Origin of the sequence: Nocardia brasiliensis IFM 10847, from assembly GCF_000710915.1 — a bacterium.
Classification (GTDB): Bacteria; Actinomycetota; Actinomycetes; order Mycobacteriales; family Mycobacteriaceae; genus Nocardia; species Nocardia brasiliensis_A.
The window spans coordinates 1-14,272 of record NZ_BAUA01000176.1; the positions used below are offsets into that span (position 1 = coordinate 1).

Consider the following 14,272-nt stretch of genomic DNA (forward strand, 5'->3'; position numbering starts at 1 on the left):
GCTTCCGGCCCACGGCGCAGACGGAGTCCTTCATGGAGGGCTTCGAGCTGCTCGAACCCGGCGTGGTCCCGGTCCAGGAGTGGCTGCGCCCCGATCTGCCGAAAACCCGCATGGTCATGGACGCCGCGATCGGTCGCAAGCTGTAGCGGCCAGCGCACATACACCCCTTTCTATCTACGAATCACACTGTGGGAAAGGAAGTTCGATGTTCACGAGCACATCATCGTCCTGGCTGGCAGGGTGTACGGCGGCCGCTGCGGCCGCCACGTTGGCGGGTTGCGGTGGCGAAGAGGCACAGGCACAGACCGCCGAATTCGATCCGTGCCGTGCGCTGACGCCGCAAATCCTGGCCGTGCACGGCTGGGATGCGCAGCCACCGGATCCACGGCAACCGACGGTCGGGGCCGTGACCTGGAAAGGCTGCCGGTATGTCGCCCGCGCCGGCTACGGGCTGGTCATCGAAACGACCAACGGCACTCTCGCCCAAGTTCGGCAGACATTCCCTGACGCAGTGGACATCTCGATCGGCGACCGGCGAGCCCTCCGCTACGAGGCACGCCCGGATGTGCCCGGTGGATGCACCATCAACGTCGAGATGCGATTCGGCTCCCTCTACATCCTCACCGACGTCCCACAGACACCGACGAACATCGCTCGGGGCCTCGAAGCGTGCGCTTCGGCCACCGACATCGCCGAAAAGGTTGTTCCGCTGCTGCCCATCGGCAGCTGAACACGCCGACCCCCCGCTCTACTCAATCCACGAACTAGCCGGCGGGCTCTGGCGGCAGCAGCACCAGGCGGTGACCGAAGTCGGGCCGCACGGCGACCGTGTACGTCCCAGAGATCCGGCTGTAGCGGCGCACGAAGTAGGCCACCGGCTGCCCTGCGGTAGACCGGAGTACCTCGGAAATTGTCCCGCTGCATCGCATCGCTCCGGGCTGGTCGGGCACGGCTCCCCGACCGTGGCCGTCATCCCACCACTCCACACGGTCTCCGACCGCCGGCTCCCATAATTCGCTCATGTGTTCGATTCTGCGCTATGTCTAGAATCGCCGCATACTGGTTGGTCTATTTTCCAGTGCGTAGGCGAAAGGGCCGTGAGCGATGCTGTCCGAGCTCGATGCTGGCGGGGGCTGGGAGTTCCACGATGTGCCGGGGCAGGGCGCGATCCTGACGCGGCGGATGTATCGGCGCCAGCTCGCAGTGTGGGAAGACGGACGGCTTTTCCAGTTTCAAGTGGACACCGAGACCTCGACGGTCCGGATGGGACGGCGCAGCACCGTCACAGCGGCCAAAGCCGCTGCGGAGAAAGCCGCGCGGCCGGCGAGCTGACGCCCTTCTCCGTCGCTGGGGGTCCAACGGTAGCGCAGCAGTCCGTCGGTCCTGGATGTGTTGTCCGGCATCGGTTTTCCCCCTTTGTTTGCGGTGGATGCAGCATGCCACCGGGGCCTCGGATGTAGCGGCGATTCGAGGAACGGACGTGCAGGTTCGTCGGCGGGCTCGGCGGCGGTGCTGGTGCAGCCGGGATCGTCCCTCGTTTTCGTGTGCGGAACCGGACTCTGCCCACGTCTACGGGTTGTTGTCGATCCGTTCGAGCGCGGTGACGATCAGCGGCACGGTGCCGTCGGGAAGGTGGTAGCCCAGGATCACCGGTTTCTGCGGATCGTCGGACCTGTGTACCGCGATCAGCTGCGGCGGCGGGACTCGTCGGCTGATGCCGTGCGCGGCGCGGCGCATGGTCGTCATCATGCCGCCCAGGGCTTTTGCGCCGGTGATTTCTTTGAGCCGGGCCGGGGTCGCTGAGCCGCCTTCGGCGACCAGTGCCCGGATCCACCGCCGCCCGGCCGGTCCGAGCTTGCGCAGGACCCGCTCGATCAGTTCGGCGTCCCACTCGAATTCTTCTTCGTCGTCATCGCGCAGCACCTTGGTGGTGCCGTTGATCCGCAGCGGAAGCCGCTCGGCCAAGGCCACCTGCGCGGCGAGCAGGCCCAACTGCAGCCGGTTCTCGAAACTCATCTGGCCTTCCGGGTTGAAGACCATCGCGAAACGCAGCTGTTCGCGCGCTACATCGAGTGCATCGAAATCCCCCTGCTCTCTCATGCCGAACAGGGTAGTTCGAGGCGATCGGGCAGACGCCGGAACGGACTGGTAACTGGTCGATCCTGGCCGGAAATCGAAAAGCCGCCAAGTGGTGGACTTGGCGGCTTCGAGTCTTCCGACTCCCTGAGTCGGAGCGCCGACGTCCCACAAGCGCCTCTCGGCGGGTGGTCGCTCGAAGCGACGAAAGGGATGAGGCCCGGGGCTGTCCGGACGCCGACAGCACAGTTCAACCACACGCCCCGCCGCGGTATTCCACTCGCGTTATGACCTGGGCGACATCCACGCGAGGCACGCCCCGTCGACCAGGAAAGGCTGGCCGGCTCAGTAACCGAAAGGCACAGGCCTGCGCCGCGGCATACTCCAGGTGCTCACAGCAACCAAGGACACATCCGCCCAGGTCTGCTTCCGGTCCCCATCCCAGACCGAGGCGTTCCTGGACGGCTTCGAACTGCTCGCACCCGGCGTCGTCTCGATACAGCAGTGGCGACGCCCCGACCTGCCCTCCACACGCATGGTCATGGACGACCGGTATCCGACGACGGCCTTTGCGCCGGGGCTCCCTGCGCTCGCGCCCGCGTCGGGTGTTCGCTATTGGACGCGGATGGTGCGCCCGGTGCCAGGGCGTAACGCGGTCAACCCGGAAGATCCGAAGCTGCAACCGGGCAGGGAGTCGTCCATGGTTCCCTGCACGATCCCGGCTAGTTGCTCCGCGGTGACGGTCTCGGAACGTTGCACGCCCAGGGTGACGAAGTTGGTGACGGGTTTCTGCCCGGCGGGCAGGTTGGTGTTCGCGGCGATCTCCTCGAGCGTCTGTGCGCGGAAACATACGGCGACCACGGTCCAGGCTCCGGGATCTTCCGGTATGGGCATCAGGGTGCGCGACGGTCCAGCCGACACGTCGACCACCCAGACATCACCCACATGGTCGTTGAGCACCGATCGCGGGTAGGCGACCTTGGTCAGCGCGCTCTGCAAAGTCTGGCCACGTAGATCGGTTTTGGTGACCGAGAAGATCGTCTCGCTCCGCTCGACGCTGACCTGCGGCGGCGGGGCCGGCTTGAGCCAGAAGTAGCCCAGCGCGACGGCCAGGACGAGCACGACTACCGCGACTGCGGCCAGCACGTATCGACGACGCCGGGCCGGGGCGGGGCCCGGTGCGGTCTGTGTGTCGGTCATAGCGACTCCTGGGCTCGGTCATGATCCGGGACAGTGTCAGCAGTGCGGTGCGGCATTCAGTTTCCTCCGATCGGGTGCGGGGTGATCGGATTGGGTTCGACCGGCAGAATCTGGGGCGGAGGTGCAGGAAACCCATTGGGCGCACCGGTGGGTCCGATGCGATAGGTACTGCCGTCCGGGAACAAGGCTTCTTTCTGCTCGGTGAACATGTACTGCCCAGTCTTGGCGTCGTAGCGCTCCACCTCGTAGACGACGCGCCTCGCAGTGCCGAACTCCGTTCCCGAGCCGGCTTCGTTCGAAACCGATGTTGATACGCCTCGAACTCATCCAGATGCGGGATACGACTTGTGAACCGGAACGGAAGCGGGAAACGATCTCAGCCCGTGCCGAACCATGCCGCCGCGAGTCACAGGGCTTCTATTGTCGGGGTTGGTCGGGGAAGCTTGATGTGTGGGCATGGCCAACACAACCATCGCTGACGCTCGGGAGTTGACCCGGACTGCGTACCAGGCTGCGGTAGATCGGATGCCGCCTGTCGTCGGCCGGATCGTCGGCTATCACGCCGGGTGGTGCGACGTCGAGGGCAATCTCAGCATTTGCGGGGGTAAGGCGATCCGTCCGTGTTTCGTCTTCGCCAGTGCCGCCGCGGTCAATCCTGACATTATCGACGATGCGGTCGTGGCTGCGGCGGCGGCCGTGGAGATGGTGCACGATTTCTCGCTGTTGCACGACGACGTCATGGATGGCGACGAGCAGCGCCGGGGCCGGCCAGCCGCGTGGACGGTCTTCGGCACCGGCATGGCAGTCTTGGCCGGGGACGCCCTGCTGATGCATTCCCTCGACATCCTGGCCACCCCGGCCGGGGTGCGGGTACTGACCGTGGCGGCGCTGGAGTTGTGCCGAGGCCAAGCCCAAGACCTCGCTTTCGAGACCGCCGACGTGGTCACTGTCTCCGAGTATCTGGCGATGGCCGAGGACAAGACCGGAGCACTGCTGGGGGCCGCGTGTCAGCTCGGGGCGATGGCGGCGGGAGCCGACGAGCACACCGTCGACGCCTATCGGCGGTTCGGCCGCGAGCTGGGTGTGGCATTCCAGATTTGTGACGATCTGCTGGGTATCTGGGGTGACCCCGCCGTGACCGGCAAGCCACACCTGGCCGACCTTGCCCGCCGCAAGAAGACCCTGCCCGTCGTCGAAGCCCTGACCTCGCATTCTCACCCGGGCACGGAACTTGCCCGCGTGTATCGCATCGCCGAACCACTGACGCACGCACAGCTCATTCGCGCCGCCGAACTCATCGAAGCCGCCGGAGGCCGGGCACACGCACAACGCGAAGCCGATCAACGCGTCCGGCGGGCATGGCAGACGCTCACCACGACGCACCTTGCCGCGCGAAGCAGTGTCGTACTCCAGACGCTGGTCGACATGCTGACCGATAGGAGCCGATGATGCCTGTTCGAGTGCCAGTTGCCTCTTGTCGGCGCCGACGCTGGTCCGGCGAGGGTCGCGGGCCCGGACACGGCGCACAACCGTTCAATCGCGCTGGCCGACACGACAAGCATGACGTGGTTGGTCGACGCCGTCACCGGGGAGTGGCGGCTGCTATTGAGACGGTTGAACCGGCGATTTTGTTTCCAGGGCCCGCGACTTCCACCACAGGAGTGAGTGACTATGTCGACCTCGAATTCTATTCCGACCGCCTCGGGTGCGCTGCCGCTGCTGGATCATCTGGTGCCGTTGCTGCGTGACCCCCTGCGATTGCTGATGTCGCTGCCCGCGCACGGTGACCTGGTCCGCATCGGCCTGGGCCCGGTCCCTGCGGTTGTGGTGTGTGACCCCGGCCTGACCGAGTATGTGCTGCGCCACGACCACATCTACGACAAAGGTGGACCGATCTATAGGCGTGGCCGGGAAGTGCTCGGCGACGGTCTGGGCACCTGCTCGTATGCTGTGCATCGGCGTCAGCGCAGGTTGCTGCGGCCCGCCTTCGGCGGCGACCGGATCCGCGCATACGCGCAGGTGATGACCGAGCAGGTCACCGCGCTCACTGGGTCCTGGCGTGACGGGCAGATCATCGACGTGTACTCCGAAATGAAGCAGCTCACCTCAGCCGTCATGACCGCCACGCTGTTCTCCGACACGGTGCCCGACGCGATCGCGTGGCAGGCGGGGGAGGACCTCACCACCCTCGTCGACGGCATTGTTCGGCGGGCGTTGGTGCCGCCGCAGCTGGATCGGTTGCCCACTCCCGGTAATCGTGCCTTCGCACGGGTCCGCACCCGCCTGCGCGATATCCTCGGCACGATCGTCACCGACCGCCGCTGTGATGGCACCGATCACGGGGATCTGCTGGCGGCGCTGCTGGGTGCCCGTGACGCCGACGGCCGGGGTTTGACCGGCACCGAGATCGCCGATCAGGTCATCACCTTCTTCGGTGCCGGTGTCGACACTTCTGCGACCACGTTGGCGTGGGCGTTGTACCTGATCGATCGCCACCCCGCCGTCGCCGACCGACTCCATCGCGAGGTCGACACTGTGATAGCCGGGCGCCCCGCCCTCCATGCCGACCTGCCCAAGCTGCAGGTGACCGGCCGGATCATCACCGAAACCCTTCGCATGTACCCACCGGGCTGGCTATTCACCCGCACGGTCACCGAGGACACCGACCTGGGCGGATATCACCTGCGGGCGGGCACCATCATCGTCTACAGCCCCTACCTCATCCACCACCGCTCCGACCTGTATCCCGGCCCCGAACGTTTCGACCCCGACCGTCCTGACCCCGCCCGGGGCGCGTTCATCCCGTTCGGTGGCGGTGCCCGCAAATGCATCGGCAACGACTTCGCCGTCACCGGCGCCACCCTGGCCCTGGCTACCCTCACCGCCTGCTGGGAACTGCACGTCCTGCCCGGCACCCACGTCCGCCCCGCCCGATCAACGGTCCTGCACCCCGCCCGCCTGCGTATGCGCGCCACTATTCGCAAGCATCAGACACTGTCAACGCCCTGCTCAGCTGACCACGTACACCCCGCCACAACATCCGATTCCTGGAAAGGGTGACCATCAATGCCACCTGAGAAGCGCACGAGAGACATCGGGGAGCACGAATACAGAGGCGTACGAACGCTACTGCGACCGGCACCTATCAACCGTCGTTGACGCTGGTGCTGTCTGCTCAGTGGTCCACCGCACCGCCCCAGCCATTGCAGTCCCATCGGGGCAACTATTACCGCAAACCAGGCAATCGCTGGTCATCATCAGGGCTATGACGTGACGAAACCATCTGCGAAAACAACCGCAACCGCCCCCTATGTGTGGGACGCGCAAGCATGTCAACTCATCGATCAGCATGCCTCGGAGATCTTGGCCAGTATCGGAACCGGCGGCGGTCCGGCAGCCGACGCCGACGTACCAGCGGTCTACGCGGCGAAGCTCCCCCGATACATCCCCTACCGATCAGGCATGATGCCCTGCCAAGAAACCGGATACCGGCTTGCCCAGTGCGTGCTGAACGCATCCTATGCACCGGAGATGCAGGACAGCATCCTGGCCAGCCCTATCGGCGGTGCGGTACGCGCAATCGTCGCAACTCAGGCCACGTTTCGGCTCGGGGACAGCCCAGCCGTACAAGCCTTGACAGCCCTCGGCGCCATCGCCCCGAGAAAGGGTGGGGAGGCGCCGTGGCTGTTGGCTGAGTACCGGAGACGGAAGTTCGGCGTCGAGCACCCTTGCCAGGTAATGCGTGATTTCTGGACCAGCACCTACACCTGGATGTGGATCCGCGGCTCAGATATGGCGGTGAGAGGCTTGTCTGCCTCGTTGATGACCATCACGACGGCAGTCGACTACGTCGATGCCACCGACGATGCCAATGCCGGAGATCAAAACGGGTATTTGCTGGCCGCTAGCGAGGGCTTCGGCTTATTGGGAGGAGCCGGCGCCGAGCTGGCTGCGCGGGAAACGGCGTTGTTCGGTGCGGTAACGCTGGTCAAAGACTCCCTGACGCGCAATGCCGCCGAAACGCCATTCCCTGTCGAGGCCGGGGTGGATCCGGCACAGTTCCGGATGGTTCGCTGGTGGGATGGCGCGATTGCCCCCTACTTCCGACTCATCACCGGATCGACGGACTACCGCCATCTCAGTGACGACCGCGGATTTTTCCTCGCTGCCGCGTCGTGCCCTCGGATACAGCGGGTACTCGACAACATCTACCGATACAACGAGTTGCAGGATGCTGTCGCAGACTTTACCAATTGGGAACCGATCAACGAGGTTCTCGCCGCACTGATCGGAGGCGGCGCCGAAGCTGTCGCCGGATATGGTGACGCGATCGCCGAATCGACAGACCATGTACTGGAATGCAACTGCGGTATAGCGGGTCATGAAGTAGCGGCCGAGCTGGCAATGGGATCCTGTCTATGGTATCTAGTCGCCCCTCGCTCTCCGGGGCGATACCAACTAGCGGCATTTGTTCGATCGCAGAGTTCGATCGCTACTGCCTACGCACCCACTCGCTTGGTGGGGTACGGCTGTCATCTCGATCCAGGCGGCCTTCTCCACCAGCCCGACTGGCATCCGAGCTGGAGTCCGGTGCGCAGACCTATCGAACAGATTGCTTTCCGACTGGCGCGCCGTTGCCTCCACCGCCCAGAACTGAGTGTGCGCACCGCCAGAGCCGCCGCCGAAACTTTGAGCACCGTTGTGCGGGCCGATAGCACCGCTACGCTCGGCCACCTCGAACGCGGCTGGGAAGCCGTATTCGACGCCGCTCTCACCGATGCGGGTGTACCCGGCGAAGCTCCGCAGCTACGCGACCTTGTCACACGAATGTGGAGTGAAGTCCTGCTCGGTCGGGGAAGCGACCGAGCTTTGGCGGCGAAACTGTTCATCGACCTCGATATCGCCATCCTGGATACTTACCGACTCCCAGATGCCGAGGCTTACCTGATACGCCGCGCATTTTTCGGACTCACCTCGGGAATGGTGGAATTGTCCGGGCTCAATCCCTATAGCCGCCTCGCCGACGGACTCGCCGAACTCGCCAGTCCGTCAACCAGCCGCCGACACCACCGCATGCCCTTGCCGGGAGCATCGAGGGTTATGCAAAACCCTCTGTGAAATAGATCAGTGAGCGGATCACGCAGAGTGTTCGATCACGTGAAACCTTCTCTCTAACAAGACTTTAGGCCATATACCGTGTTTCCGCGCCGTCCGGGACCCCGAGTACGCGCGGATCCCCGAGGACGGGCTGCGGCGTTTTATAAAGCCGACAGTGACCCGGCTGCGCGGCGGCCGGGCGCGGTCCGGGACGTGCGGTTGCAGAACGAGTGCCTACCCGCAAGACAGGCGCGCACCTCCTAGGGGACGATTGAGAGTTCTGCAACGTAGCCCGCGAGGCCATCGATGTCGATCTGGGCGTTGACGTTGGCGCTGCCGTCGACGTTGGCGTTGGCGTTCAGGCCGATGTTGGTTTCGAGGTCGAGCTCGATGGCTTGGGCGGTGCCCATGCTCAGTGTGGGAGCGAGGACGGGTCCTGCGACAACGGCCGTGATCAGTGACAGGACGGCAACGCGAGGTGAGCGCTTCATGATATCTCCATCCGCCTCCTGGATCCCAGGGCTGTGTATCCGGCTGTGGATGTCATCGCAGCGAGGGTGTCGGAGGCTTCTTCTTGTGAGTTGATATGGGGGTGTGGATGGGGGCCACCTTCCACTCATGTGATCGCGCTCACAGATAGCCGTGTTACTTGTCCATCGAACGGATCTTCCTGGTTCCTGCGGAAACATCGGCCTCTTGCGGTTGCTACAGGGGGATGCGCCTCACCCCGGCGGTTGATCGCTGCCGGGGCGCCGCCACTACCCAACCGGGGGTGCCGTTAAGGATCGTGTCAGGAGCGGCAAACGAGCATTCCTGGTGTGCGTCCGCTGTTCGCGGTGTAGCTTCCGGCCGTGGCTCAGGAGTTGGATGAGGACGAGCTGATCGACCGTTGGACGCTGCGCATCCTCCTGGCCTAGCGTCGGCCGCCACCGGAAGTGCACCAGAGCCGTTGTTCCGACACTCCCTAATCGAATGATGACCTTGCCCGGGATGTACCAGGAAAGCCATGCGGTCGGCCGTCGAATGCTCCCGGACTAGGCAATGATCGACGTCTTCTATCGAATAATCATTTGGTGATACAAAATGCGGACCGCCGAGATCAATATATCGCCATGCGGTCGGTTTAGTTCCCATGCCCGTTCTCCAGGGGTTTCAACGAACTCTATAGAGATTCGTAGATTCTTTTATGGCCGGTGATGGCCGCGAGTCGGAATGGTCCGCTGGTTTCGTGGGGGATCGTGTGATCCCCGCCGTCTGAAGGCGACTCGGCCTCATGGAGTGACCGATAGCGGTCGTATTCGATCGGTTTCCTGCGTGTGAGTGCGTCGCGGTTGGTTTCTGTCCGGAGATGGTCGGTGTAGCCGGGCAGGACGGTTGCTCCGAAGAATTCTGCAACGTTGCCGGATCCGTAGCTGAGGAATGCGATGGTTTTGTTGGTGAGGTCGGTGGCATGCTCGAGTAGGGATGCCAGGGCGAGGTAGAGGGATGCGGTGTAGCTGTTACCCGAACAACTCGAAGCGGTCCGCATGATGACCAACACCAACCTCGACCAGGACTCGCCACTGGCGTGTCTGCTCGTCGGCCAACCCACCCTGCGGCGCACCATGAAACTCGCCGTCCTCGCAGCCCCCGAACAACGCACCGCGTTGCGCTACACCATGCCCGGCATGACCTCGGCGGAAACGACCAGCTACATCGCCCACCACCTGAAACTGTCCGGCCGCGCCGACCCGTTGTTCACCGAGGACGCCGTCGGGCTGATCCACACCACCTCGCGCGGATTCCCCAGAGCCGTCAACAACCTCGCCCTGGAAGCCCTCGTCGCCGCGTTCGCCTCCGGCAAAAGCCTCGTCGACGAAGTTCGCCGCCCGCTCCGCGGTCACCGAAGTCATCGGAGACTGAGCACCGGCACCTTGCCGACAACAACCGGCACCTAACCAACCAATATGGCCGCGCGGGTGGCGGCCGATTTCATCCGCCGCCCCGAAGTCGCCGCCCGGGTGATCAGCGATCCGACTGCGCGGCATCTGGTGAACCAGGCGCAGATCGACCGGTCCAAGCAGGTGTGTGAGATCGTGCGGAAACGAACGCCGGCGGTAGAGCGGCTCGAGCACACGGCGCAGTTCATGGACCTGATCGGGGCGTGCGCGGCGTTCACTGCGGCGGTGGGCCGGGTGATTCCGACGTTGCGGGGCACCAGTTCAGCCCCGATGAGGTGGCGACGGGGGCCGCGCCTGGCGAGAGCTGTGCCGCCCCGAGCACCGCATCGCCGAACTCGTCGCCTTCGGTGGTGAGGAATACCGGCTGTGGCAGACCGGGGTGAAACCCACCCGGCCGCGCAAAAGCTGCCCGGTCTGCGGGAAGTTCTGGGATGCCGCGATCACCCGCGCCGATGCCGTCTGCTGCTGTCCGGCGCCGAACCAAGGCATGGAGGATGCGCCGCAGCGGGCGGTAGCGTTCAGTAGCCGTCACGGTGTGACGGCCTATTGCGACGCGAACCCCTGCCCGCTTGCGGTGTCAGAGCTGGCCGATGAGGAGGTCGGCGGCGGAGTTGGCGGCGGTGCGGCGCTGCTCGGGAGTCATGGCCTGGCAGAGGGCGAACATCGCAGTGTCCTCGCCGTCGAGCCCGGCGCGGGGCCGCCGAAACTCCGGTGCGGCCACCCCTGGTCTGGGGTCGAGCAGAGCGGGCGGCAGCCCGCCGAGCGCGGAATGCATGGCGATGCGGGCCAGCTCGACCAGCCGCGCGGTGGTGGGCGCGTCCTGGACGAGCAAGGTGAGGACGGCGTCCTTACACGAGGTGCAGCCGTCGAACGCGCCGTCTCTGGGGTCTCAGGGCCGCAGGCTCGAATGCGATGGAAGTTTGTGCAGCTCAGCGACTTCGGCGGCGACGATTGCAAAAAGCAACAGGTGTAGTGCAGCGATCGGCATGTGGGGCTGATGATGTCGCGGGTGTAGTGGAGGAATTAAGTTGACCCGGTTCGGGTTCGAGCGTGCCGGTGTTATCACGGGTTGTCCTCGAGGCGACGTCGACCGGGGCTGGTTTGCCGGTAAGGGTCGCTGCCCGGTGGTGCTGGGTACCGGGGCCGGCGCCTGTCGACGCCGAACCCGGAATCGGATGCCCGGTACGGGCACTCAGGGCGTTTAGACGCCAGCCTCAACCCGGTTGCCGACAACATCCACGGCAACAGCGGCGTCTATTTCCCCATCCTCGACTCCAACCTGGACTTCTGCGCCGTCTGCCATGGCCGGACCACCGGGTTCGCCCGGACGCGATCGAGCGCAGGGGCCAGCTCGCACCTTGATGAGCCGATCCGATTGTCACCCGCCGACGACGACGTACACTCCCTGGCTGATCCCCTGCTCCGCCACCTCGGCGTCGATCTGGGTCCCGTTCAACACGTAGGGGCCGTTCGGGTCGACGCTGGCGGTGTTGGTCACGGTGATGACCTCCACCGCGTTGGCGGCGGGAATGCCGACTCCGAGTAGGCCTGCGGAGACGATGCCGCCCGCGACGGTGAGTTTCTTGATGGCGTGCATGGCCATCACCTTCTTTCGATAGGTCCCGGCGTTTCCGGCACCGGGACACGAACCATATTTCAATCCACAGTGGTGACACAGCAGCGTGTGCCACCGCTCCGCTGAAGGGCTCGTGCCCGTAGCGGAACCGGTCGGTGGACGATCCGTCGAAAGCATCCTGAACTCTGCTTATGTCCGGAATGTCTACCTGTCTGGGGTAGTTCGCCGAATGGTTGCCCTGCGTTACGTCATCACTCGGAATTCGGCGAAGTCACCACCGCCATGATCAGAACGCCGCCCACAACGCGGAAATCCTGACCGCGACACCCGACTACAGGGGTGTCCGGGTGAACGTATGGACTGACGAGGCGGCAGCGATGGCTTCTTCGCACCGACACTCAGCGATCAAACGCCAGAGAACAGAACACGCGGCGGGCATGGTTCACGGACAGCTTCTTACGGGTCGCCGAGAGTGTATGCGATGCCGCGGCGCGGAGGGATTCGAGTCGGTCGCAAGCGTGTCGAACGATTGATGTGGGCCTCGCAGCTGCAGGGCACGTTCCTGCGCAAGAGGTGGCGGCTCGGCGCGACCCGTCAGGATACACGGGCCAGGCCCGCACCGGACCTGGTCGAACGCAATTTCACCGCCGAGGAACCGAACCGGTTGTGGGCGGCCGATACCACCCGCATTCCATGCGGACAGGGCACGTTCTGGCTGGCGGCGGTGCGGGACGCGTTCTCCAACCGGATCGTCGGGTGGAAGACCTCCGATCGCTGCGACACCGAGCTGGTGCTCGGCGCGATGGAATACGCGGTCTGGAGCCGGGGGATCCGCGACGGCCGGTTGATCCATCGCCAACACAGGATGTCAAGCCGCAGCAGGAAGTTCAGCTGCGGTGAAGGCAGACGCAGGGTTGTAGACTCGACCTGATTTCAGGCAGTGGTGGAGCTTGCTGAGCATGATGCTGAAGAGTCTGCGCAGCGCGGCGGTGTCTCGGTCGCAGTAGTCGTGGCGTGCGTGCTCGATAGAGCGCCTCCCAGTTCTTGTCATGGCGGACGGCGGCCAACGCCCAGACATAGCCAGTTGTCGCGAGGCGATTGTTCTTTGGCGCGACAGGCATGCACGAAACTGCTCTTGCCTGACGCTCGGGTGACCGGCGCGGCGCCGGCGAAGGCTCTCAGCTCTCGGGCATCGGCGAACCGGGCGCGGTCATCGCCGATCTCGGCGAGAAAAACGGGTGCTGAGCTCGGTCCCGACACCCGGGAAGCTGCTCGCGATTCCGGAGTCCGGTGAGCGTGGAAGGCGTTTTCGGCGGCTTCCACCAGTTCAGCCACGGTGTCGCAGATCGCGTCGAGCTGACGGAGGAGGCCTTGCAGCTGCAACCCCATCGCACGTTGGACGGCCGCAGGTTGGCGCAACGCCTCCTGGCGCAGCGCCGTATGCAGGCGGGTCGCTTCCTCGGTGATGCCACGTTGCCGCCCAGCCTTTTTCAGCAGAGACGATAGCCTTCGCGCCGTCAGCAATCGAGCTGATTCGGTGGTTGGCGCAGTGGACAGGATGGTTCGGCAGGGCGCGGAATCCAACCGTGTCGTCCGCCTCGTTCGAATGCCGACAGTAGGGTCGTGCTCGACCAGCAGGCGCAACAGGATGCTGAGGCCTTCGCCACTGTCGGAGATCCGTTCGCTGGCAACCACTTTGCCGCCGTGGTCAACAACGCGACATCGTGGTGATCCTGCGCCCAGTCGACTCCGCAAGCAACCGCCGCCATTCAGGTCCTCTTTAGTTCGGTCTGGACAGTACGCAGCGAGGCTTGGTGCCCTATTGGAAAGTGCTCTGCGGGAAGACATCTCACGAGCCATTCCACCTCGCCACCGACAGCACCCGAACTCGCTGAAGACTCACGGTCTGCGGAACACGAAGGCTCGCACCGTCGGCATCGGCACGATCATCCTCGTGGGGCGGGTGGTGTCACCGAAATCGGCCACAACACCCCACCACGAGGCGCCGCTCTCGATGACCGGGCTCAAGGCCCTCGGCTGGTAAGGGCGTCCGTTGCCACTACGGCTGGTGCAACTCCCAGCGCATCCAGATGCGACAGCCACCACTGTCGTGCGAGGGATATAGCAATACGTCGGCTCGGGTCGTTGCGTTCCCCGCGCCAGCAACCAGGACGGCAGCGACGCTGTTACTGCCGGTGCCTATTCTTACAAGTTGAGTGGTGTGCATATCGCTCTGTGTCCGCATAGGTTGTGTCGACGATTGCATTTGTGATCGCATCTGCACACGGCGTACTGATCTGATCTAGTTTCTCCGGGCGATCGGATCCTAACCGATCCTTGTTCGCGCAAGTCCGTGTGAAGAGCGAACAAATGCGGCCGGGGT

At 64.5% G+C, this 14,272-nt stretch carries 16 protein-coding genes and 3 pseudogenes; 11 read left to right on the top strand and 8 right to left on the bottom strand.

Translation table 11 applies throughout. The features are described 5' to 3' along the window. From NBRGI_RS47775 to NBRGI_RS34545, 3 genes are all read left to right on the top strand, one after another. Positions 1-146: SAM-dependent methyltransferase (locus NBRGI_RS47775; RefSeq protein WP_200882266.1), on the top strand; the 146-nt coding region annotated here is incomplete at its 5' end. Positions 147-205: 59 nt separating this feature from the next. After that, entirely contained in the window at positions 206-730 is a 525-nt protein-coding gene (locus NBRGI_RS34535; RefSeq protein WP_081878357.1) for a DUF3558 domain-containing protein, read from the top strand. Between the two features lie 374 nt (positions 731-1,104). After that, the gene (locus NBRGI_RS34545; RefSeq protein WP_029901375.1) at positions 1,105-1,332 is read left to right on the top strand and encodes a hypothetical protein; all 228 of its coding nucleotides are present in this window, start codon (positions 1,105-1,107) and stop codon (positions 1,330-1,332) included. Between the two features lie 237 nt (positions 1,333-1,569). On the opposite strand, the gene NBRGI_RS34550 is transcribed toward NBRGI_RS34545, so the two are convergent. Further along, the gene (locus NBRGI_RS34550) at positions 1,570-2,100 is read right to left on the bottom strand and encodes a hypothetical protein (protein ID WP_029901376.1); all 531 of its coding nucleotides are present in this window, start codon (positions 2,098-2,100) and stop codon (positions 1,570-1,572) included. Between the two features lie 364 nt (positions 2,101-2,464). On the opposite strand from NBRGI_RS34550, the pseudogene NBRGI_RS49740 reads away from it, so the two are divergent. Then, positions 2,465-2,596, top strand: a pseudogene (locus NBRGI_RS49740) (SAM-dependent methyltransferase); the annotation flags it as partial. A 92-nt stretch (positions 2,597-2,688) separates the two neighbouring features. Here NBRGI_RS49740 and NBRGI_RS49385 read toward each other — a convergent pair. Both NBRGI_RS49385 and NBRGI_RS34560 read right to left on the bottom strand, forming a co-directional pair. Continuing rightward, a complete protein-coding gene (locus NBRGI_RS49385) occupies positions 2,689-3,276 on the bottom strand; it encodes a hypothetical protein (RefSeq protein WP_235211198.1) in 588 nt (195 codons plus the stop codon). A gap of 56 nt (positions 3,277-3,332) precedes the next feature. Continuing rightward, on the bottom strand, positions 3,333-3,518 hold the full coding sequence (locus tag NBRGI_RS34560; RefSeq protein ID WP_029901378.1) for a hypothetical protein: 186 nt from the start codon (positions 3,516-3,518) through the stop codon (positions 3,333-3,335). A gap of 283 nt (positions 3,519-3,801) precedes the next feature. Here NBRGI_RS34560 and NBRGI_RS34565 point away from each other — a divergent pair, with 283 nt between their 5' ends. From NBRGI_RS34565 to NBRGI_RS34575, 3 genes are all read left to right on the top strand, one after another. Further along, positions 3,802-4,725 carry a polyprenyl synthetase family protein gene (locus NBRGI_RS34565; RefSeq protein ID WP_200882267.1) on the top strand — a complete coding sequence of 308 codons (924 nt, stop codon included), beginning with the start codon at positions 3,802-3,804 and terminating at the stop codon, positions 4,723-4,725. A 222-nt stretch (positions 4,726-4,947) separates the two neighbouring features. Beyond that, positions 4,948-6,336 (top strand): cytochrome P450, encoded by a 1,389-nt coding sequence (locus NBRGI_RS34570; RefSeq protein ID WP_051728252.1) that lies wholly within the window; start codon positions 4,948-4,950, stop codon positions 6,334-6,336. 210 nt (positions 6,337-6,546) lie between these two features. Next, on the top strand, positions 6,547-8,394 hold the full coding sequence (locus NBRGI_RS34575; RefSeq protein ID WP_148311064.1) for a hypothetical protein: 1,848 nt from the start codon (positions 6,547-6,549) through the stop codon (positions 8,392-8,394). A 239-nt stretch (positions 8,395-8,633) separates the two neighbouring features. Here NBRGI_RS34575 and NBRGI_RS47785 read toward each other — a convergent pair whose 3' ends face one another. Both NBRGI_RS47785 and NBRGI_RS34585 read right to left on the bottom strand, forming a co-directional pair. Beyond that, a complete protein-coding gene (locus tag NBRGI_RS47785) occupies positions 8,634-8,864 on the bottom strand; it encodes a hypothetical protein (protein WP_148311065.1) in 231 nt (76 codons plus the stop codon). 671 nt (positions 8,865-9,535) lie between these two features. Beyond that, the gene (locus NBRGI_RS34585; protein ID WP_081878358.1) at positions 9,536-9,979 is read right to left on the bottom strand and encodes a hydroxymethylglutaryl-CoA synthase; all 444 of its coding nucleotides are present in this window, start codon (positions 9,977-9,979) and stop codon (positions 9,536-9,538) included. On the opposite strand from NBRGI_RS34585, the pseudogene NBRGI_RS44545 reads away from it, so the two are divergent. Then, positions 9,879-10,275, top strand: a pseudogene (locus NBRGI_RS44545) (ExeA family protein); the annotation flags it as partial. The gene NBRGI_RS34585 and the pseudogene NBRGI_RS44545 sit on opposite strands and share 101 nt — an antisense overlap. A 44-nt stretch (positions 10,276-10,319) precedes the next feature. Then, on the top strand, positions 10,320-10,667 hold the full coding sequence (locus tag NBRGI_RS34595) for a DUF6192 family protein (RefSeq protein ID WP_029901383.1): 348 nt from the start codon (positions 10,320-10,322) through the stop codon (positions 10,665-10,667). 223 nt (positions 10,668-10,890) lie between these two features. Here the strand turns inward: NBRGI_RS34595 and NBRGI_RS34600 are convergent, their stop codons facing one another. Continuing rightward, on the bottom strand, positions 10,891-11,145 hold the full coding sequence (locus tag NBRGI_RS34600) for a hypothetical protein (RefSeq protein ID WP_029901384.1): 255 nt from the start codon (positions 11,143-11,145) through the stop codon (positions 10,891-10,893). A 546-nt stretch (positions 11,146-11,691) separates the two neighbouring features. Beyond that, positions 11,692-11,910 (bottom strand): hypothetical protein, encoded by a 219-nt coding sequence (locus NBRGI_RS34605; RefSeq protein WP_148311066.1) that lies wholly within the window; start codon positions 11,908-11,910, stop codon positions 11,692-11,694. A 445-nt stretch (positions 11,911-12,355) separates the two neighbouring features. Here NBRGI_RS34605 and NBRGI_RS49745 point away from each other — a divergent pair. Both NBRGI_RS49745 and NBRGI_RS34610 read left to right on the top strand, forming a co-directional pair. Next, positions 12,356-12,451, top strand: a pseudogene (locus NBRGI_RS49745) (hypothetical protein); the annotation flags it as partial. Next, on the top strand, positions 12,452-12,820 hold the full coding sequence (locus NBRGI_RS34610) for a DDE-type integrase/transposase/recombinase (protein WP_370627897.1): 369 nt from the start codon (positions 12,452-12,454) through the stop codon (positions 12,818-12,820). It begins immediately after the preceding pseudogene. Between the two features lie 116 nt (positions 12,821-12,936). Here the strand turns inward: NBRGI_RS34610 and NBRGI_RS46860 are convergent, their stop codons facing one another. Next, positions 12,937-13,584: a transposase gene (locus tag NBRGI_RS46860; RefSeq protein ID WP_158439974.1), complete on the bottom strand. Its 648-nt coding sequence runs from the start codon at positions 13,582-13,584 to the stop codon at positions 12,937-12,939. Positions 13,585-14,272 lie beyond the last annotated feature (688 nt).

Bases quoted from the DNA above. Each gene is read 5' to 3' on its own strand.
- NBRGI_RS34535 (WP_081878357.1), top strand. From the start codon at position 206: ATGTTCACGAGCACATCATCGTCCTGGCTGGCAGGGTGTACGGCGGCC.
- NBRGI_RS34545 (WP_029901375.1), top strand. From the start codon at position 1,105: ATGCTGTCCGAGCTCGATGCTGGCGGGGGCTGGGAGTTCCACGATGTG.
- NBRGI_RS34550 (WP_029901376.1), bottom strand. From the start codon at position 2,100: ATGAGAGAGCAGGGGGATTTCGATGCACTCGATGTAGCGCGCGAACAG.
- NBRGI_RS49385 (WP_235211198.1), bottom strand. From the start codon at position 3,276: ATGACCGACACACAGACCGCACCGGGCCCCGCCCCGGCCCGGCGTCGT.
- NBRGI_RS34565 (WP_200882267.1), top strand. From the start codon at position 3,802: ATGCCGCCTGTCGTCGGCCGGATCGTCGGCTATCACGCCGGGTGGTGC.
- NBRGI_RS34570 (WP_051728252.1), top strand. From the start codon at position 4,948: ATGTCGACCTCGAATTCTATTCCGACCGCCTCGGGTGCGCTGCCGCTG.
- NBRGI_RS47785 (WP_148311065.1), bottom strand. From the start codon at position 8,864: ATGAAGCGCTCACCTCGCGTTGCCGTCCTGTCACTGATCACGGCCGTT.
- NBRGI_RS34585 (WP_081878358.1), bottom strand. From the start codon at position 9,979: ATGGTGCGCCGCAGGGTGGGTTGGCCGACGAGCAGACACGCCAGTGGC.
- NBRGI_RS34595 (WP_029901383.1), top strand. From the start codon at position 10,320: ATGGCCGCGCGGGTGGCGGCCGATTTCATCCGCCGCCCCGAAGTCGCC.
- NBRGI_RS34605 (WP_148311066.1), bottom strand. From the start codon at position 11,910: ATGCACGCCATCAAGAAACTCACCGTCGCGGGCGGCATCGTCTCCGCA.